Source organism: Streptomyces sp. NPDC001828 (genome assembly GCF_042892175.1).
Classification (GTDB): domain Bacteria; phylum Actinomycetota; class Actinomycetes; order Streptomycetales; family Streptomycetaceae; genus Streptomyces.
Map to the genome: position 1 here is coordinate 135,215 of NZ_JBIATV010000018.1, position 17,875 is coordinate 153,089.

Annotated in this window: 21 protein-coding genes; 8 read left to right on the forward strand and 13 right to left on the reverse strand. The window is 69.7% G+C overall.

Annotation, left to right across the window (positions count from 1 at the left end):
• Positions 1 to 155: 155 nt before the first annotated feature.
• Positions 156 to 365: a DUF397 domain-containing protein gene (locus ACFYZA_RS36920; protein ID WP_388494784.1), complete on the reverse strand. Its 210-nt coding sequence runs from the start codon at positions 363 to 365 to the stop codon at positions 156 to 158.
• A complete protein-coding gene (locus ACFYZA_RS36925) occupies positions 362 to 1,228 on the reverse strand; it encodes a helix-turn-helix domain-containing protein (RefSeq protein ID WP_388494762.1) in 867 nt (288 codons plus the stop codon). Before ACFYZA_RS36925 ends, ACFYZA_RS36920 begins: the two co-directional genes overlap by 4 nt.
• A 412-nt stretch (positions 1,229 to 1,640) precedes the next feature.
• Here ACFYZA_RS36925 and ACFYZA_RS36930 point away from each other — a divergent pair, with 412 nt between their 5' ends.
• The 8 genes from ACFYZA_RS36930 to ACFYZA_RS36965 all read left to right on the forward strand — a co-directional run bounded on the left by ACFYZA_RS36930 (position 1,641) and on the right by ACFYZA_RS36965 (position 5,781).
• Entirely contained in the window at positions 1,641 to 2,090 is a 450-nt protein-coding gene (locus ACFYZA_RS36930; protein WP_388494763.1) for a hypothetical protein, read from the forward strand.
• Positions 2,087 to 2,230, forward strand: a complete 144-nt coding sequence (locus ACFYZA_RS36935) for a hypothetical protein (protein WP_388494764.1) — start codon at positions 2,087 to 2,089, stop codon at positions 2,228 to 2,230. The genes ACFYZA_RS36930 and ACFYZA_RS36935 overlap by 4 nt, the downstream gene beginning before the upstream one ends.
• 12 nt (positions 2,231 to 2,242) lie before the next feature.
• Entirely contained in the window at positions 2,243 to 2,431 is a 189-nt protein-coding gene (locus ACFYZA_RS36940; protein ID WP_388494765.1) for a hypothetical protein, read from the forward strand.
• Positions 2,428 to 3,075 (forward strand): class I SAM-dependent methyltransferase, encoded by a 648-nt coding sequence (locus tag ACFYZA_RS36945; protein WP_388494766.1) that lies wholly within the window; start codon positions 2,428 to 2,430, stop codon positions 3,073 to 3,075. The genes ACFYZA_RS36940 and ACFYZA_RS36945 overlap by 4 nt, the downstream gene beginning before the upstream one ends.
• 243 nt (positions 3,076 to 3,318) lie before the next feature.
• The gene (locus tag ACFYZA_RS36950) at positions 3,319 to 3,504 is read left to right on the forward strand and encodes a hypothetical protein (RefSeq protein ID WP_388494767.1); all 186 of its coding nucleotides are present in this window, start codon (positions 3,319 to 3,321) and stop codon (positions 3,502 to 3,504) included.
• A gap of 114 nt (positions 3,505 to 3,618) precedes the next feature.
• Positions 3,619 to 4,287, forward strand: coding sequence for a class I SAM-dependent methyltransferase (locus tag ACFYZA_RS36955; protein ID WP_388494768.1), 669 nt, complete (start codon positions 3,619 to 3,621; stop codon positions 4,285 to 4,287).
• Positions 4,288 to 4,654: 367 nt separating this feature from the next.
• Complete coding sequence (locus tag ACFYZA_RS36960; RefSeq protein ID WP_388494769.1) at positions 4,655 to 5,569, forward strand: hypothetical protein; 915 nt, start codon at positions 4,655 to 4,657, stop codon at positions 5,567 to 5,569.
• A 5-nt stretch (positions 5,570 to 5,574) separates the two neighbouring features.
• Positions 5,575 to 5,781 (forward strand): hypothetical protein, encoded by a 207-nt coding sequence (locus ACFYZA_RS36965; protein ID WP_388494770.1) that lies wholly within the window; start codon positions 5,575 to 5,577, stop codon positions 5,779 to 5,781.
• Between the two features lie 602 nt (positions 5,782 to 6,383).
• Here ACFYZA_RS36965 and ACFYZA_RS36970 read toward each other — a convergent pair.
• The 11 genes from ACFYZA_RS36970 to ACFYZA_RS37020 form a co-directional block, all read right to left on the reverse strand.
• A complete protein-coding gene (locus ACFYZA_RS36970) occupies positions 6,384 to 6,644 on the reverse strand; it encodes a hypothetical protein (RefSeq protein ID WP_189765769.1) in 261 nt (86 codons plus the stop codon).
• A gap of 25 nt (positions 6,645 to 6,669) precedes the next feature.
• Positions 6,670 to 7,599, reverse strand: a complete 930-nt coding sequence (locus tag ACFYZA_RS36975; RefSeq protein WP_388494771.1) for a hypothetical protein — start codon at positions 7,597 to 7,599, stop codon at positions 6,670 to 6,672.
• A 251-nt stretch (positions 7,600 to 7,850) separates the two neighbouring features.
• Positions 7,851 to 9,032, reverse strand: coding sequence for a hypothetical protein (locus tag ACFYZA_RS36980; protein WP_382597506.1), 1,182 nt, complete (start codon positions 9,030 to 9,032; stop codon positions 7,851 to 7,853).
• Positions 9,029 to 9,904 (reverse strand): hypothetical protein, encoded by an 876-nt coding sequence (locus ACFYZA_RS36985; RefSeq protein WP_388494772.1) that lies wholly within the window; start codon positions 9,902 to 9,904, stop codon positions 9,029 to 9,031. Before ACFYZA_RS36985 ends, ACFYZA_RS36980 begins: the two co-directional genes overlap by 4 nt.
• Positions 9,905 to 10,040: 136 nt before the next feature.
• On the reverse strand, positions 10,041 to 11,525 hold the full coding sequence (locus ACFYZA_RS36990; protein ID WP_388494773.1) for a hypothetical protein: 1,485 nt from the start codon (positions 11,523 to 11,525) through the stop codon (positions 10,041 to 10,043).
• 37 nt (positions 11,526 to 11,562) lie between these two features.
• A complete protein-coding gene (locus ACFYZA_RS36995; protein ID WP_388494774.1) occupies positions 11,563 to 12,186 on the reverse strand; it encodes a hypothetical protein in 624 nt (207 codons plus the stop codon).
• Positions 12,187 to 12,276: 90 nt separating this feature from the next.
• Positions 12,277 to 13,836 carry a ParB/RepB/Spo0J family partition protein gene (locus ACFYZA_RS37000; RefSeq protein ID WP_388494775.1) on the reverse strand — a complete coding sequence of 520 codons (1,560 nt, stop codon included), beginning with the start codon at positions 13,834 to 13,836 and terminating at the stop codon, positions 12,277 to 12,279.
• A 114-nt stretch (positions 13,837 to 13,950) separates the two neighbouring features.
• Positions 13,951 to 14,418, reverse strand: coding sequence for a hypothetical protein (locus ACFYZA_RS37005; protein WP_388494776.1), 468 nt, complete (start codon positions 14,416 to 14,418; stop codon positions 13,951 to 13,953).
• A 163-nt stretch (positions 14,419 to 14,581) separates the two neighbouring features.
• A complete protein-coding gene (locus tag ACFYZA_RS37010; protein ID WP_388494777.1) occupies positions 14,582 to 15,361 on the reverse strand; it encodes a DUF6573 family protein in 780 nt (259 codons plus the stop codon).
• 98 nt (positions 15,362 to 15,459) lie between these two features.
• On the reverse strand, positions 15,460 to 16,119 hold the full coding sequence (locus tag ACFYZA_RS37015; protein WP_382597492.1) for a hypothetical protein: 660 nt from the start codon (positions 16,117 to 16,119) through the stop codon (positions 15,460 to 15,462).
• A 118-nt stretch (positions 16,120 to 16,237) separates the two neighbouring features.
• On the reverse strand, positions 16,238 to 16,387 hold the full coding sequence (locus ACFYZA_RS37020; protein ID WP_382597490.1) for a hypothetical protein: 150 nt from the start codon (positions 16,385 to 16,387) through the stop codon (positions 16,238 to 16,240).
• Between the last annotated feature and the right edge of the window lie 1,488 nt (positions 16,388 to 17,875).

Here is a 17,875-nt window from a genome sequence, read left to right on the forward strand (position 1 = left end):
CGATCGAAACGGCCGGTCCGTCGAATCCGCCGCAGGGGCTGACCTGCACCTCCTGCCGCCGGTAGGCTTCTGGGACCTTCGGGTGCGGATGTACGAGTGTGGCCCGGCTCCCCCGCATTCGGCGTGGGGGAGCCGGGCCACACTGCAAGCTCTGCTCAGGCCTTGGCGTACTTCACGAAGGCGGCGAAAGCCACCGATGTAAACGTCAGGACGGGTCCTGCCTCCTGCTTGGAGTCGCGGACGCGGACAGACGTGGGCTCGGGGCAGGCTTCCAGGCACTGGCCTCCGCCCTCGCTGCTGTACGGGGACTTGAACCATTCGCCGTAGGGACGGCCGTTGGCGGTGTGCGTGTTAATGGTGATCAGACCTCTCGTGCGATGCGTTCGAGCAGTGCAGACGTCTCGTGTTCCGGCAGTGCGGCACGCGACAGGAAGTTGAAGCGGCGATCGAACTGCTTGACCACCCTTTGTTTCGAGATGACCTGCACTGCGTGGGAAACCGTGTCCATCGACAACACTGGACCCGGCAGTGATGTGGGCTCGAAGTGTAGGAGCGTGAACGGGCCTGCTGTCACGCGGTAGGCCGGGGCAGAGAACGGGATGATCTGCACCGTCACGTTCGGCAGTTCGTTGAGCCGGATGATCTCTTCGTACTGCCCGCGCATGATGTCCCGATCACCGACCATGTTCCGCAGCGCGGCCTCGTCCATCACGCAGACGAGCTCCACGCCCTGCTCAGTGATGATCTTCTTACGGTTCGCTCTGACCGCGACCGAGCTGTCGACGAACTCAGTGTTTCGCTCGTCTGCGGCTTTGGCCGATTCGATCAGCGCGCGTGCGTACTCCTCCGTCTGTAGAAGCCCATACACGACGCTCGGAACCCAGGTGTTGAGACCGATCGCGCCGGATTCGAACCCCAGATAGGCAGGCATCCCGGACGGCAGGACCGAGGTGTTGGGCGTCCACCAGTCCTCGCCCTTGGCGTTCTTGTACCAGTCGATGAGGAGGGCCTGGCCATCGAAGTCGACGCCGTAGGCCTCAAGCAAATCAGTGAACTGCCCTATGCGGCGGAACCCTGTCGTTCCCTTCTCCAGGTTCGTGATGGTCGATGCCGCGCAGGCCGCAGCACGCGCGGCCTGCTCCCCGCTGAGGCCGGCCTTCTCACGGAGTCGACCCAGTTCTGCTCCCAACATGATCCGCAGGAAGGTGGAGCCGGTGTTCGCCGCCATGCCGCTGGTACCCCCCTTCACCGGTTCGCGCCGATGACCTGTCGGTTTCGATGATGACACCGTCGGTTCGCGCCGCGTAAGTACCGGTTCGCTTGGTCGGAGCCTCGGTTCGCCTCGAAGGCCCCTCGGTTCGCGTCCAGTCATATACCGATTTCACCTCCAGGGCAATCGAGAACGACGTTCGGATTGCAATTCAACTCGCAATGCAGCGAGGCTAGTTGGTGCACGCTCCGGGCGGTGTCACTCGCGGAACGGTTCCTTGGAGGGGGCTGGTCTTCGCCAGTGGACCATCCCCTGGAGAGGCCGACACCACTCAGGTCACGGAGTGAGGAGCGCGCCCCAACCCACCCGCCCTTTCGACGGAGACACCCCCATGTCACCGAGCACGGCACGACGAGCACGATCCGACTTGATGGACCGCGACAACGCGTCGCACGCCGAGATCACCGGAATACGCGGCCAGCAGCCCACTGCTGGTGAGCTGTTGTTCCGGAAGCGTCAGCGTATGAACGACATGGCCCTAGCGGGCCGGGCCTGCCGCCGGCGCCGCGTCGCCGGGTACGTCCAGGTCACGTTCGGCGAGGCCGCGGCCGACGTCGAGCAGATGCTCCGCATGGAAGCGGTGCGCCGTGGCTGGCACATGACGCGGGTCTTCGTCGATCCGGCGGGCACGCTGCCGCCGATGCAGCGCAAGGACTGGCTGATGGTGCGGCGGTACGTCCACGAGGGCTTCGCCGACGGCGTGATCGTCCTGAACCGGTGGCACATCAGCCCGGACGCGGACGAGTACCTGGCGCAGCTGACGTTCCTGTGCGGCCGGCCGGCATTCGTCGCGCTGGTCGTGCCGGAGACCGCCGCGTGAGCGGGTTAGGCCGGGCCAACCGGCTCGTGGCGTGGCTCGACAAGCGGCGGTGGGGCTGGCGCCAGTGGCTCCTCCAGCTCGGCATCGTCGCCGTCTGCGTCGTGATCAGCACGTCTCCCCTACTCCTGACCACCCATTGAGGAAGGCCCCTGATGTCCACCCCGTCGCCGCTTCCGCGCCGAGTGCCGCAGCAGGCCCTCGACGAGATCCTTCCGGCCCCGACCGGGCCCGAGCCGGTCAACGTATTCGGTGTCCCGGCCGACGCCGACCTGCGCCGCAGGTTCAATCCCCAACGCCTCGCGTACTTCGTGCAGTCCGGGCCCGAGGGAGACGCGGCGTGATCGTCCAGGAGCAGCGCACCGCGGAGCACTGGAACCTCGCCTACCAGCACGGCACGGTCTTCGAGAAGGTCACCCCTGCCGAACGGAAGATGTTCGAGACGTTCGTGCGGACGATCCGCGAGGCAAAGGACATGCGGGTCGGCTGCCGGGCCGTGGACATCGGCTGCGGCATGGGCGAGTGGACGCGGGCCCTGGCCGCCATGGGCACGGATGTGCGCGGCTTCGACTTCTCCGCCGTGGCGCTGTCGAAGGCGCGGAGCATGTCACTCGGCGCGCGGGTCGGGCCGACGTACGAGCTGTGGGACGTCAACACGGACCCGATCCCGACGTTCCTCGCGCCGGGCAGCATCGACATCGTGACGTGCCGCCTGTCGCTGTCCTACCTCGACATGGCGCGGTTCCTGACCGACGTCCGGCGTTGGCTCGCCCCCGAGGGGGTGCTGCACGTCGTGACGAAGGTCGCGGAGGCGCTACCCGAGGCGTCCGAGACAGGCGAGCACCAGTTGCCGCACCACGGATTGACCAAGGACCAGCTGTCGGCGCTGCGGCAGCGGTGGCGGTCCGTCGACGGCTACAAGCTGGACCCGGACGGCAAGACGATCGCGCTCGTCTTGCAGAACCCCGTGGACTCCAGCTTCTCGTGAGGATTCCGCCTGCCAGCCGGTGAAGGGCCCATGCCCGTGACGGCCCGGCCGGCAGGCGGTAGCAAGCCCCCGGCACGACCCCGCTCGACCTCGTTTCGCCTAACGGAAGCGTTGGTCTCCCACCCATGAGCGATGTCGTGCCGGGCCCCCTGGCACAGTCCACCCGCCAGGCCCACTCCTCCCCGGACCGATCGAGAGGCGGACGGACTGTGCCCACCCCCTTGGACCGACAGGAGCAGCACTGTGAACCACCTCGTTTCGGCGGCCGCCGCGAAGTTGCCCGCCCCGCCCGCACTTCGCGGCCGCCGGTCGCTGGCGGACCGCGCCACCGCGCTCGCCCGCGGCGACCGGCCGCGCGTACTGCTCCGCGCCACCGCGCCGGCGGCGGCCGCACAGCCCGCCGCGTCGGCATTCCAGTCGTCCCTCTGACCGACAGCAGAGAGGCCTGCGTGCCCGGCCCGCGAGGCGGAAAATCCCGCCCCGTGAAGCCCCACAGGGGGCCGGACCCGCACCATCCAGCACCACCAGCCGGGAGGGAAAAGCATGGCCGAGGACACCCCATACGCGAGCGAGGAAGCCGCCTGGGACGCGTACGCCACGAAGGACCGCAGCCAGATCTGGGCGCGCGGCCCGGAGCGGTTCCACTTCACGCAGTGGACGTTGTTTCCTGCGCACGGGCCGGGCGTTGAGCTCATCCCGTGCGGACCGGGCACGAGCGTCCTCGACCTCGGGTTCGGGGCGTGCGCGAACCTGGCCCACCTCGCCTCGCGCGGCGGCCGCGCCATCGGCGTCGACGTGTCACGCGCCCAGGTCGACGCCGCGCGTGCCGCGCACGGCGACCGCCTGGAGCTCCACCACGACACGGCCGAGCGGTTCCTCACCCGATGCCGTGAGCAGTTCGACGCCGTGGTGTCCGTGTTCGGCGCCGTCTGGTTCTGCGACCCTGAGGTGCTGCTGCCGCTGATCCTGGACCGGCTCAAGCCGGACGGCGTGCTGGTGTTCTCGCACCGGCCGCCCGAGGACGGCGAGCACGGCCGGACCCCGCACACCGACGTCATGCCGGCACACCGCTGGTCGTATGCGCCGGGCGAGTGGCTGGACTTCCTGGCGGCGGCCGGCTTCACCGAAGAAGAGGCATGGACGGTGCCGCCGCCGCCCACGAAGGAAGGCCTTCCGGGCACGGTCATCGTGCGCGGCAGACGGCCTTCCTGACCCCCTGAACGGCCCGGGTGGTCCCCGGGCCGCAGCCGCAGGGCGCTGTGCCGCGCGCTCGGGACCCCTGAGCGGGGACGGTCCCTGAGCCCCCGTCACGCCCGCGGCCGCCGTGCCCGGCCGGCCCCTGGCCGGGCCGGGCACGGCACCCCCTATACGGGCTTTGGAGTGGAAGGCCGGGGCCCGTGATCGCACGGCAGGCACGCCAGAGCTCGGGATTGGCTCCGGGCCCCTCGCCGTGCGGTCGCTGCCCGGTTTGCATGCCTGGGCAGCGCCCGGCCCCTGTGCCTCGATAGCGGTGGGGCCGGGCACCTGGCACATCCCCGCGGCTCCGTGGTGAGTCCGTTGACCTCTTGAGGAGCATGTGGTGGACAGCAAGCGCGTCGTCCTGGTCGTGGCGGCCCTGGAGGACTTGGGCGTCGACCGTGTGGAGCGGCAGTTACGGCTCCGCAGCGACGACGTCGAGGTCATGCGGGTCGACCCGGCGGACATCGGCGACCTGACTGCGCTCAACGCCCTCGTCGAGGACGGCGAGGTGTGGTTCGAGCTGACCGTGCAGGGTGTGACGGTCTACTCCGACGACATCGTGTCCGTGCTGTGGCGGCCGCCGGTCACCTCACCCGAGCACCCGGCAGGCCCTGAGGGACAGGTCCAGCTCGAAGCGCTCCTGCGGACGCGCGAGGACCTTTTGTGGATCGGCAGCCCCGACGACCGGTACCGGGTGCAGTCACCTGCCGTGCAGCTCGTCGCGGCCGCGAAAGCGGGCTTTGCGACGCTGCCGGTCGCCATCGACTGCGACCCGTACGGCCTGTCCCTGTTCTCGACCGTTTTCGGCGGTGTGCAGTTCGTATCGTGGGGCGAGCCGCACATGACGGGCGCCGGCGCCGGCCCCGGCGCCCACCTGACGCAGGGCCGTTCTCACGTGGTGCAGAAGGCCGTTGAGTGCGTGCACCGGGTGCGCATCGTCGACGTCGACGGCACACTGTTCGCCGCCGAGGCGCCGCTGCCGCCCCTCATCGCGCCGTGGGAGCGGGACGTGCCGCGACCGGCCATGACGCCGCTCGCGGTCATTCCCGAAGACGTCCAAGCGGCCATCCAGCACTTCGCCGCCCAGCTCGGCCTGACATACGTCGTCCTCGATCTGCGGGCCGACCCGGACGGGACCTGGTGGTTCGAAGGCGCCGATCCAGCAGGCGATTTCTGGACGCTGGAGCACGACACCGCGCAGCCCGTCAGCCGCTTTCTCGCCGACCTCCTCGCCGAGCGGCGGCCCGCGTCGTGACGCCGGTGACCATGCGCGTGCGGCGGCGGATCGAGCGCGGCGGGTGGCCGCCGGGAACGCGGTTGTTTCTCGCGCCGACCGCCCGCGAGCTGGGCGTGCCGATGCGCGACGTGAAGGAGGCCTTCATGGTGCTGTCCCGCGAGGGTCTGCTGACGCCGGCGCGCAGCCGCGACACCTTCCGATCGTGGGTGGTCGCCGTGCACGACGGCTGATCCGCCCCCTGAGCGGGGCTCGGGGACCAGCCCCCCGCCGGGCCCCTGCCGCAGGAGCAAGTGCGCCGGATCCTTTGACGCTCTGGGGCGCTCTCCTGCGGCCGCCGGGTGGCCGTCCTGGAACGGCGGCCGTCCGGCCCCGGCTCCCGCCCCTTGCCCGGGGGCGGGAGCCGGACACCCGCCGGGCTGTCGCCCACCCTCCTGGCCACAGCAAGAAGGGGATCGGCCAAGAGGCCGTGCTCTGTCTCTGGTAATCCCGCGTGCAGCTTGTGCACGCGACGTGCACTCCTCGGGCGCCGAACTCCCCGAACCGCGCCCCGGTGGTGCTCTACCCACAGACCGTTCAGAGCCGCCGCGGCCGCGTGAGCGACATGCGAGGCGGCTGGCACGCACACACCGTCTTCTTCAGCTTCTCCAGGAAGGGATGGGATGCTTCGGATCGCCATCGGCTCGGACCGTGCTCCCGCGTCGGGGTCGGTGCGGGTGACATACAGATGCTTGGCATTGGCCGCGTGACCGGTGTGGTTGGTGACTGGTCTGTCGGATGCGGTCGCTTGTGCCGTGCCGATGGTGGGGCGATGCATCGGGGGGTTCCCATGCTGTTACAGCGCGGGGAGCGGGTCGGTGTGGTCGCTGAGGCCGAGGAGGAGCACGTGGTGTCCGACGGACTCGGTGAGGCCGTCGGTGACCTTCTCGACGTCGAGGCGCAGCCGGATACGCCCGGAGCCTTCGCGGTTGGCTGCGAGGGCGTGTTCGAGTTCGTCGTCGAGGCGGTCCAGGGCGGCCTCGGCTGCGGCGTAGTTGGCCAGGTCACGGGCGAGGAGCTGGCGGGTGGTGGTGTCGCGAAGCTGGTAGCTGGGCATCTGGGCGTCCTTCGGCGTCGGGTGGTCAGGCGGTGGAGTCGGCTGCCTTGCGTGCCGTGCTCACGGCCCGCGACCAGACGTCGGGGCTGCCTCCGTGCTCGCGGGCGAGGGAGGCGGCGAGGCCGCGGATGTCGCCGTGCTCGCGCAGGGCGGCCAGGGCGATGGCCTGCCTGCGGTCGGCTTCCGAGCGGGTAGGCGCGGTGGCGGGGCGGTGGGCGAGGGTGGTGCGTACGACGTACTCCCAGGATCGCTGCGGGCCGCCGTACCGCGTGCTGAGTTCGGCGGCCAGTCCCGGGTGGTAGCCGTTGCGGTCGATAGCCTCGGCGGCGTACTGCCCGGCTAGCTGCGTGGCCGTGAGCGGCTCGTCGCCGGCGTGGGCCCTCAGTGCGCCCGCGAGGGCCTCTTCCAGGGCAGAGGGGCGGCCGACGGCCGCGCCGGACTGGGGTCCGGGACGGCGGCCGGCTTTGCCGAGCTTGTCCCCGGTGCGCTTCGAGTCGAAGTCCTGCAGGTCGCCGACGCGGAAGGCGGGGATCATGCGGCCGGTCGGCCCCTGGACCGGCTCGGCGAGGGGCTTGGGGAAGTAGTCGGGGTTGTCCCTCAGGTACTTGCGGATCGCCGAAGGCCCGGAGAAACCTAGCCACGTCGCGGCCGTGTTGATGGAGACGACGTCCTCCGGGTCGGCCTGGTGCAGCTCGGGAGCGGCCTTGAGGACCTTGTCCGCCTTCTCCTGCTGGAACCAGCTGTAGAAGTGGCGAAACTGGCGCTCGTCGTAGAAGTCAGACCCGTCGATGCGCTCCTTCTCGGGATGACGGTGCTCCTGGGGCTGCTCGTCGCGCACCTTGTACCAGCGGGCCGCGGTGCCGACGCTGGCGCCGGTGAACTCGCGGATCCAGTCGCGGTTGACCACGGCACGGTTGCCGACAGCGCGCCGCTGCGGGTTCAGGGCCTTGGACATGCAGTCTCCGTCCGGGGCGAGCCCCATATACTGAGGCCTGCTCCTCTGAGCCCTCGGCGCTCACGCGCCGACGGGTGAGTTGAGTTGGTGAAGGTGGTCGGCGGGACGTTCGGTCGGGGTTGCCGCCCTGGGGCGACACCCTCGTATAGAGGGTGCCTTCCGCCGCCCACCGCTCTTGCCGCTTAATGTGCGTAATTAATATTGCGCTCTTGGTGGGTGGCTGTCAATCTCGCCGGCGCGACGCGCAACCGTCATGACCGGTTGTCGCGGTGGGCGGCCCACGTCCGTTCGAAGTGCGGAACCTGCTTGTCCCGGACCTGGAACGGGGCGGTGACCAGGAGTTCCTCCACGGTGGGCAGCGTCGGCCCGCGCCGCTGTACCCACGCCCGCACACGCCCGTAGCGCTTGTCGATCTCGGCAGGGACACCGTGCCGCTCCGAGATGCTGAGCAGTCTCCGGCCGAGGGAGGACGCCCGGCCCGTGTCGACCTGTTCCACGGAGCGCAGCGGTCGCCCGCGCCGGGTGGGGTCCGCCTTCGCCACGGGCAGGATCCGCCGCACGTGGTACAGAGCCCACGGACAGGTGAGCTCCTCCTCGAAGGCGACGAGGACGGCCCGGTCCTCGCCGCGGCGGGGGTCGAACTGCTCCAGCAGGCTCCTGCGGCCGAACAGCTTCGCCTGCGGATTGAGGCTGACCGACGTGTACTCCAGGCGCAGCACCCGGCCCGCGATCTCGGGGTGGGCGCGCATCCGGTCCAGGTGTGCGTCCATGGCTCCCATGGAGACCGGGAAGCAGCAGAAGCTGCAGTAACTCTTCTCCCACTGCACACCGAACCGCTCATACAGGAAGGCTTCGCATCGCTCTCGCCCCCAATCCCAGTCAATCAAGGGGTATATGCCCTGGCGCAGCGGGTTCTTGCTCGCGGCCTCGTCCCGGCGGCTGCGGCCGGCCTCGTCGGCGTTGAACCCCATCACCTGCCTGAACGGCCGGTTGCCGATCTCCTGGTCGATCCAGGCGTCTCCGACTTCGCCCTTGGCATGCAGGCTGCAGAGCCGAATGCCGCCCTGCTGGGGAACGGTGCCGCCGCTCTCGTACTCGTCCCACAGCGCCCAGGGTCCGCGCTCGATAATCCGTTCGGGCTCGCGGGAGTCGTCCATGACCGCGATCTCCAACGACCTGCTCGCCCGGGCGACTTGAACGAGCCGCACCCGGCGCTCGCGAAGGAGCGGCAGCACGTACTGCTCCGCATGGGCGCGGGTGGCCGGCCACTCGTCCCCGGTGAGCTCGTGCAGCACCACAGCGCGGGCCAAGTCGACTCCGTGGGCGGCAGGGTCCTTCAGCATCTTCACGATGTACGCGGTCGAATCAACCCCCAAACCCCAGTTGATGACCAGATCGACGCCCTCGCCGCCGTGGCGGGGTACGGCGTTCATGCGGCCACACCCCCTTGGCCGGCCTTTGAATACGGGTAGGAGGTGGCGGTGAGCAGCCGGCCGGTACGCGGCCCGATATAAGCGGCGTAGCGGTGGCAGCCGCCGTGGCGTACGCCCCGCGCGCCGGCGGCGTGCAGGGCCTCCGCCAGCCACGCCCGGCCCGGCTCGCCCGCGTTACGAGGGCGAGCGCCGAGAGCGACCAGGCGCCGCTCGGCTCCACCGCGGCCGCACTCGCCGTTGCGGACCTTGGACATCGCGCGGTCGTGGAGGACCGAGCCGTCAGGCAGCACGGTCAGGCGCCGCGGGCGCGTCTTACCCAGGTAGTCCATCCCTTTAGCCTGGTAGATCGTCCCGTAGTGGCCGGGAAAGATCATCTCGGGCCCGTGGGCGCTGAGACGCGTCCTGGGCTCGGGATCGCTGTGCGCGACGACCCCGCGGACGCCTCGGGCGGCCGCCAGCCGGAAGGCGCGCGCCTGTGCCCATGTCTCCGCGTTGGCCGGTACATCGTCGAGCAGCACCAGCCGGTTCAGCGCCAGCGACTCCTCGTACGGCGTGAGCCGGCCGAACACCCAGGTGAGCACGGCGACCTGGGTCGGGATCCCCAGGGTGGGCACCCCCACCAACTGGCCTGCTGCGAGCGCGTCGGTGTCGATGAGACCGTAGGCGCAGCGGACGGCGGGCCACGATCCGCTGTGGTGGTGGGCGAGGACGAAGGCCTTCGCCGTGTGGACCAGATCGTTCGGCATCTCGCGGACGCGGTAGCGGGTGGGGTCGAATCCCCCTTCACCGGTCGGCCTCCAGCTGTGCCGGCGGTTCCTCCACCGCTGGCAGACGGCACCGAAATCGAGCGGCGGTTGTTCGTCGGCAGACATCACAGGGTCCTCTCAAGGCGATGGGCTGGTGAGTGGTGCCGGTCCGGGGTTGCCGCCCCGGACCGGCGGTGGGGCGAAGTGCTGAGCGACGCAGGGGCCGCGATGTGCGGCGCGGATTGCGCGGTCGGCGACGGCGTCAGGTGCCCGTTCTGGGCGGGTCGCCGCGGCACCAGGGCGCCAGGACGGACCACGGCTCGGGTGCTCCCCCTCGGCGTTCGCGGCGCGCGGCGAGGAGCAGGTCGAGGATCCGCCGGCCTTTGGTCTCGGTCTGGTGGCGCAGCGCGACGGGGAGCCGGGCGGGGAGTGTCACCCGCCGCGCCCGAAGGTCGATTTCCAGCGTGGCTGTTCGGACCAGAGTGCTCGCCTGGCGCTGGCCGACGTAGAGACGCAGGCGGGCTTCGACCCGGTGGTCGACGGGGGTGAGCTGTACGTACTCGTTGCCCCAGGAGAAGTTCTCGATGTCGGGGGAAATCCGCACCGTGGCGGGAGTCGTGCGCCCGCTGGGAACCTCGCGGTCGTTGAGCGGGTAGGCGGGGTCCTTCTCCCTCCGCGTCACGTGTTGGTGGAACGGGAACCAGCCGGGCCCATACAGGACGGATTGGGCGTCCAGTACATATCCCCACTCGCCGAGATCCAGCTTCACGCCGTACCGGTACGGCTCGTCCTCGCAGGCAACGCAGAGAGCCAGCTGGGAGGCGTCGTGAGAGGAGCCGGACTGCGGTCGGTTGGGTGCCGTGTTGGCGGGGGCGAACGTCGTCCGGGTGTCCTCTACCTTGTCCGTGCCCGGGACGCTGGTGGATACGCGAGTACGGACTAGGCGGGCAACGGCGCGCTCCTGCCGCGTGATCCGCAGGGCGACGGCCGAGCCCTCGATGGAGACCCGTTCCCGGAAGTCCCCGTCGGACCGGACGCCCGGAAGGTCGTTCCGGACGTCGCGCAGAGCGGGGGAGAAGCGGCGGCCCAAGGGGTCTTCCGGGTCCGGGCGCCTGCTGCTGTGCAGGATGAGGGCGGCGTTGGGGTGGTACTGGTCGGAGACGACCCACCACGGCCCGAGCGGCAGCAGGGCGGCCACTTCGCCGGCGAGCTGCTCGGCGCCGGTCAGTGCGCCCAGGACGGCGGCGGTGAGGCGGGCGGTGGACGGTGCGTCCCACGGACCCTCCAGTATGAGGCTGACACCGCTGGCAGGGCTGCCCAGGGTGACGTTGAGCCGCTTGCCGTTCAGCCAGGCCTCCGCGGGCCCGAACCGCACGAACAGTCCCGGCTCGCCGGGCCGGTGGAAGGAGGTGCCCGTGATGAGCAGGCGGGCAACGGCCTGCGGGGACGGGTGCGCGTTACGGGCGTCGGGGAGGGCGGGGGCGTAGCGGGTGACCGCGTCGAGGACGCGCGCCATAGCGGGCATCGGGGTGACCGGGCTGAAGCGCGCGATGCAGATACGCGCGAGGCCGGTGGGCGACGGCGCGGCCAGCGCGGCCCTCACCGGTCCATGGAGCTCGCGGGTGCGCAGGGTCAGCCGGTAGCCGCCGGGCAGGTCGGCGCTGGTGCGGTCCCGGCCGCGCAGGGTGTGCTCGACGACGGTGTCGGAGATGGCGTAGGTCGGCGAAGCGGGCTCGAATTCGGACATGGCGCAGGCCTCCACGGGCGGCGGTGAGTGGTGATGGTCAGCGGGTGATGCGGGCCCGGGCCTTCGCGGTCTGGGCGTGGACGGTGTTGACGTGTGCGGTGGCGCGGAGCGTGTCGGCCCAGTTGGCGGCGCGCTGGGCGAGTTCGGCGAGGCGCGCGAGGTGGGTGTCCTGGTGGCGGCGGGCACGGTCGGCCAGGCGGGCGTGCTCGGCGGTCAGTTCCTCGGCGGTGTACGCGGCGATCGCTTCGATGCCGTGGCGCCGGGTGATGCGGCCGAAGGGGCAGGGGCCTTCCTCCTGCTCGATGACGGCGAGGTGGGCGGTGGGCCAGCCGGTGTTCTCGTCGCGCGGGCCGAGCTGGATGTCGAGTACGCACACCGCGTTCGCGTCGTGCAGGCCATCGGCCTGGTAGCGGATATGCGGCCGGGGCACCGGGCCGGACGGCCGCTCGGTGTGCGCGCGCCACAGTTCGGGGGAGGGGTCCTGCTGTGTCTGGTGGAGGCGGTGGAGGTAGGCGACCAGGGAGGGCAGCTGCCAGGCGGGGGAGCCGAAGGGGGCGGCCGGCATGGCGAGCCCGGCCCGGGCGATGAGTCCCGTGTGGTTGCTGACGGCGGCCTGGGCGACAAACAGAGAGGTGTTGAGCCGGAGTTCGGAATGGAGCATGGCGGGGCCTTCCGGGCGGAGTGCGCGCAGAGAGGGAAGGAGAGGGGGTGCCCGGGGCCGGACCGTCAAGGCCCGGCCCCGGGCACGGGGTCAGAACGCGCCCTCGCAGGAGTCCTCGGTGCTCATGCCGTCCGGGGATTCCTGGGCCTCTTCGTCGGCCTGACCAGCGTCGTCGTCCGCCTCCGGCACGCCATCTTGGTAGGGCTCGTCGTCGACGATGGCCTGCTCGATGCTGGAGAGCGGGTAGCCGATCGTGGCCAGGAAGGCCAGCCATGTACGGGCGTCGGAACGAGTCTCCGGCAGCTCGTAGACGGCGGATCGGGCAGTACTGTCAGTGCGCCACGTCCGCACCTCGCTCGTTCGCTTCTCGAACGACGCGGCCAGCACCGCGAAGTTCAGCAGCGTGAGCTTGGCCGGGGTCGCCGCCTTGGCCCGCTCGGCGGGCTGGTCGTAGCCGGTCAGCTCCTTGACCAGGCCCCGGCGGCCCGCGTCGCCCACCCACTGGGCCACCGGCTTGGGGCAGATCAGGAGCTGCCCGGTGACGAAAGCCGCGAGCGGCTTCGGTGCGGTCTTGCGGCCGATCAGCTCCTTGAGCCAGGCCTGCCGGGTCTTCTCGGCGGCGCGGTAGGCCTTGTTGCCCGCCTTGATGTATTCGCGCTCCGGCTCCGGCGGCTTCGCCGCCCCCGCCGCCCGCGGCTGCTCCTCGGCCTGGTCGTCCTCCGCTCCGGAGGCGTCCTCCTTGGGCGGGCGGTGGCCGAAGCGGTCCGGGTCGGTGCAGAAGTACTCCACCTCGCCGGGCTCGCGCGGGTTGTCGGCCCATGCCGCCATGTGACCGGGGCACGCGGCGTGCGCCTCGGGGCTCACGGACGAGCCGCTCGGCCCGTCGAGCTCGCTGAGAGGTTCGGCGGTCGGCGGAAGCGCGTCGCCGTCCTCGGCCAGCGGCACCCCGGCGGCCTGGAGCTGCGGGCGGACCTCTTCACGGGCGCGCCGCTCGGCACGCTCGTCGCGCTCCCACTGTGCTTGGAACTCGAAGCGGCCTTTGGCGTAGGCGTCCAGAAGCCGGTCCACGGCGGCACGGTCGTCGTCGAACTCGCCCAGCACTCCGAGGACTTCGAGGTCGAGGTCGTACGCACCGGCATCGACGAGTGCCGAACGGGTCTGCTCGCCGACCGACTGGGAGGTCTTCACGGCCTGCGACACGTGCCTGCGGGAGCGGCCGGTGAGCTCGGCGACCCGTGTCTGCTTCATGCCTGCCCCGACCGCGCCGAACAGGGCGTCGGCCTGCTCCAGCTCGGTCAGACCCCGACGGTAGTCGTCGTCGTTCTCGATGAGCTGGTCGATGAAGTCCTCGCCCGCCTCGCGCAGGGAGGGGTCGAGCACGTAGGCGGGGACCTCGATCGCGTCCTGCTCGTCCTTGTTCTGCTTGGTGGTCCGGGCGGCGAAGTAGCGCCGGTGGCCCATCTTCAGCTCGTAGGTGTCCTCGCCGAGCGGGAGAACCACGACGGGGACCTTCACGCCGTTGGCCGTGATCGACTTGAGGAACTTCTCGTTGAGGCTGAGGTTTTGGCGGACGTTGCTCGCGTTGACGCGGATCTGGCCGAGCCGCAGGGTGACCCGCTGCACGGGTGTCGTTGTCGCGGTGTCGTTCATGGGTGCTCCTGGTGTGGGCGGTTGGTGTCGAGCAGGTTGCCGCCTGCTCATGAAATCAATTATACACCTATGAGGCTGGGGGCAACCCTCTTTTTCTCTGGGGGAGTCGGGCAGTCATGCTGCTCGGGGACGCCGTGCTGCCTGGGCGCGCCGCAGGGCGGTGAAGAACGGCACATGGTGCGCGACGTGACGGGCCGGAAGCGGGGAGGCGTTGGGCGCCGCCACGGTCAGGACGTCGAGTACCTCGGTCAGCTTCACCAGGGGCGAGCCGTAGGAGTCGCACTCGCCCTCGTAGACGCCGATCCCTGGAAGGTGCGCCACGTAGTGGCCGGCGTCCTGGAACACCGGGTCCTGCCACAGCTCGAACGCCGTGCAGGGGGCCTGTGTGAGCAGGTGCACGGCGAGGTCGTGCGCGGAGCCGACCGGTACTTCCTCGGTCAGGTACCGCATCCCGAGCACGATGCCGGTGCCGGAGTTGTCGTATGGCTCAAGACAGTGGTCCTCGATGCCGCGCCGCACGGCGGCCCGGTCCTCGTCGGGCATGGCGTAGACGTACAGATGGAGCGCGGAACGGTCGGACACGGGGTCTCCTTCAGGTGGGCGTGCTCGGAGCACCAGATGCGGGAGCGGGCCAAGGCGGCGAGCCCGTCACGGCGACGCCGCCATGCTCCAGGGGGCGGTGAGGTGTGCCAATATCTGCGGATCAGGTGCCCGGGGGCCACGCACCACCGGGCTGGTCGAGCGCTCAGTCTTCGCCGGGCTGCATGATGGTGATCACGGGTTCGCCGTGGTCACCGGGCCCGATCGCGCAGACGAGCTCGGCCGGGCGGGCCTGTCGGGTGTGGCCGTCGCGCGGCACCCGGCGCAGGTCGACGGTGACCTGTCCCTCGCGCCCTCTGCTGCGCCGGATTGCGGCCCGGCACATGGTCAACACGTCCCACAGGCGACCTCGTTCGTCCTGTGGCACCTGCCGGTCGCTGTCGCCTTCGTGCCAGGCCACGCAGTCCTCCCACGCGGCGCTGGTGAGGGCAACCGGGACGCGGAAGCCGGCCTCCCGGGCAGAGTCGGCGTCGGCGGCGACCAGGACGCCGTCTGCCAGGGCTCGGGCGCGGGTGTAGGCGTGGATGATCTCGCCCGGGTCGGCGAGTGGGACCGACGCGGACAGATCCGGCGCTGCCGGCCTCCTGGGGGCGGTGGGCGCCTCGGCGGCGATAACGTCCTGGACGGCGCGCCACGTGATGCGCTCGGCGGCCTGCTGGCCGTAGCGGGTGAGGGTGGCTCCGCCCCAGCGGTACCCCTGAGCGGTGGCCTTCCATACGCACCGTAGGGCCGTTTCTCCAGTCTGCTGGGGGGCGGTGAGCAGCAGGTTGCAGCGTCCCGGCTGCGTCGTGACGGTGACGGCCCACCCGGCCGCTTCCGCCTGGGCGGTGAGACGTACGAGGTTGCGGGGCAGGGGAGCCGTTTCCAGGGCATCCGGCGTGGTCGGCTGCTCGGCGGTCGGGGTGGCGGGTGTCTGGGTGGTCATGTCTTCTCTCTCCTGGGCGTGTCGGTGCCGGGTGAGTTGCCGCTCACACCGGGGGCCCGGTGGGGCCGGTCCAGCGACCGGCCCCACCGGAGCGGTGCTCAGCGGCGGCGGTTCGGGGGGTTCCGGTCGGATGCCGCGCTTTGGCTGTGTTCGGCCGGTTCATTGCCGGGAGCGGGCTGTGGGGAGGGGCGCGTCAGGACCTCCGCCGAGAGATAGGCCACGCCTTGCTCGGGATCCATGGGTTCGCCGGACTCTGGGTTGATGCTGTACGAGGTGATGACCTCGCGGGCGGTGAGCGGGTGCAGCCACCCGTCCCGGACGGACCACCCGCGTGCGGTCTCCGTACCGTCCGGCGTGGTCGTGCGCACCACCAGGCCACCGGTGGCGCCAGGCAGGAACCCGAACGAGAGAGTTACCCAGAACGTGAGTGCCTCGACCTCGCTTACCGCGATCAAGTCGGCGTCGTCAGATCGCACTTGGAGGAACCCGACCTCCCCGCCGAGAGATGAGTAAACAGAGCACACCATCGTGTGCGTCCCTGTCCCGAGAACATCCAGCAGGGCAAAGAATGCGTCCTGGGCCTGCCCCAGTACGGCGGCCGCATCGGTGAGGGCAGCCTCCGCGTCCGCCGAGACATCCACGTCAGTGGAAGCGCCTTCCAGGGGCGGCGCCGGACGCCACCGCATCTCGTCCTTGCGCGGCGTATCCGGGTCATTACCGTCGAGCGTCAGACGTACATGATCTTTGAACTCGTTCATGGTCCCCTGCCTTGGATGGGTTGAGTTGGCCACGAGAGAGTTGCCGCTCTCTCGTGTAATCAATAATACGCCCTTGCGGGGGGTGGTCAAGCCCCAACCACCCCCCGCAAGACGGCAATTACCGCGACGCCACCGGCTTCACGCTCGTACGGAAGAACTCGTCCTCTGCCAGGCTGAACGCCACGCGCCGGACTTCGTTCGTGCTCTCACGCTTGCCGTAGATCTCGACGCCGGTCAGCTCGCGATCGGTGTACTCGGCGTCCAGCACGGCGCCTTCCCAAACCTCGGGCTTCGTGGCCCGTTGGCCTCGGGCCGGTCGGCGTTGTACCCGAACAACTTGCCCCCGGCTGATCCGCCCCTCCGGATGTCGGTTGGCCACCGATGACAGCTCGTTTGCCCCGTGGCGGACCTGGTCGGCGCGAACACGCCTAGCCACCTCTTCCGCGCACGGCAGACCGTACCCCCCGTCACTGGCGAGCATGTCGTATGCCGCTCGCCACCCTCGGACTTGGCAGTCGACCGCATTCCGTGAGGCGCACGTGATCGTCAGTCCCTCGACGGTCACGGATAGGGCTCCGATTCCGTCGGGACTCACTGTCGCGCTCCGTCCTCGAACCTTGGCGCGACGGGGTGCGTCATCCAAGAGGATGTAAGAGTTGACGGTGAGTGCGGGTACACCCGATTTCCCTGCGGGAATCTGATCGGGAAAGATTCGGTCGAGCAGCTCGGCTGCCTCGCACCAGCCTTCCCACCAAACGCGTGCGGCGACAGGGTGCCGGAATTCGATGATGGCTGTCGGGATCTTGAGAAGCGGAATGAGCGTCAGACCAACATGCGCGTCGGTCTCATGCTCTGCCGCAAGGTGGATCGTGAGTCGGCTTACCGCGTCAACGGTCCGTGCTTCCAAGGGGACTCCTCGGGTTGGTGAGTGAACAACAGCCAGGTTGCCGCCTGGCTACAAAATCAATTCTACACCATAGGGCGCCGGCTGCATCACCGAATCCGTATCTGTTGCACTACCTGTTGCATCATCTGGTGCAGCAAACTATTGCGCTGCGTGTTGCACCCCTTCCTGACGGACAGCCACAAAACCCCTGTTCAGGCGCCATGGTTGGACATGATGGGTGGTCAGGCATCCCCTTCTACCCGACTCCCTGCGCCCAATGATCAAGAAGAGGAGGGTGGGGCTTGGTTGGCGGGTGCGGCGGGGATCGGACTGGCGTGAGTATGGGTTTGCGCGGTCACGTGGTGCCCGCGCAGTGGACGGGGGTCGGTGAGGGTGTGCCACCGACGCTCTGGCATGTGGGCTCTTACTGCGGTCACGTTTCCGTGGGGTGGCTTCGTTGCCTCCTCTTGCCTCTCCCGTGTCTGTCTTTTGCTGCCGGAGGCAGCCCCACCCTCCGGCCCGGCGGTCCCGGCTCGGGGGTGCGGGCTCCGGAGGAGCCCTAGCCCACTCACATATACGGAATACTGAATCTCAACCAGCCTTGTCTAAAAAGGAATCGGAGATTCCCCCGAACCGTCACTCCGGAACCCTCTTCACAGTCCCTCAGGTAACACATCATCAACTCACCACAAAGGCAGGCCTGTTCCGTTCCGGAGGAACGCAAACACTCCCTTCTGTTCGTTCCGGAGGAACGCAGTTGGGAAATAGGCCGGAGGCCGATTTCCCAACTCCCCGCCGGAGGCGGGGAATTCGCGCGGGGACGCGCGAAACGAGCGGAGCGAGTATTCGGCTGCCGGAGGCAGAGCGAAG

Coding starts and splice junctions, on each gene's coding strand:
- ACFYZA_RS36925 (WP_388494762.1), bottom strand. CDS start 1,228: ATGGCGGCGAACACCGGCTCCACCTTCCTGCGGATCATGTTGGGAGCA.
- ACFYZA_RS36930 (WP_388494763.1), top strand. CDS start 1,641: ATGGACCGCGACAACGCGTCGCACGCCGAGATCACCGGAATACGCGGC.
- ACFYZA_RS36940 (WP_388494765.1), top strand. CDS start 2,243: ATGTCCACCCCGTCGCCGCTTCCGCGCCGAGTGCCGCAGCAGGCCCTC.
- ACFYZA_RS36955 (WP_388494768.1), top strand. CDS start 3,619: ATGGCCGAGGACACCCCATACGCGAGCGAGGAAGCCGCCTGGGACGCG.
- ACFYZA_RS36970 (WP_189765769.1), bottom strand. CDS start 6,644: ATGCCCAGCTACCAGCTTCGCGACACCACCACCCGCCAGCTCCTCGCC.
- ACFYZA_RS36975 (WP_388494771.1), bottom strand. CDS start 7,599: ATGTCCAAGGCCCTGAACCCGCAGCGGCGCGCTGTCGGCAACCGTGCC.
- ACFYZA_RS36980 (WP_382597506.1), bottom strand. CDS start 9,032: ATGAACGCCGTACCCCGCCACGGCGGCGAGGGCGTCGATCTGGTCATC.
- ACFYZA_RS36985 (WP_388494772.1), bottom strand. CDS start 9,904: ATGTCTGCCGACGAACAACCGCCGCTCGATTTCGGTGCCGTCTGCCAG.
- ACFYZA_RS36990 (WP_388494773.1), bottom strand. CDS start 11,525: ATGTCCGAATTCGAGCCCGCTTCGCCGACCTACGCCATCTCCGACACC.
- ACFYZA_RS36995 (WP_388494774.1), bottom strand. CDS start 12,186: ATGCTCCATTCCGAACTCCGGCTCAACACCTCTCTGTTTGTCGCCCAG.
- ACFYZA_RS37000 (WP_388494775.1), bottom strand. CDS start 13,836: ATGAACGACACCGCGACAACGACACCCGTGCAGCGGGTCACCCTGCGG.
- ACFYZA_RS37010 (WP_388494777.1), bottom strand. CDS start 15,361: ATGACCACCCAGACACCCGCCACCCCGACCGCCGAGCAGCCGACCACG.
- ACFYZA_RS37015 (WP_382597492.1), bottom strand. CDS start 16,119: ATGAACGAGTTCAAAGATCATGTACGTCTGACGCTCGACGGTAATGAC.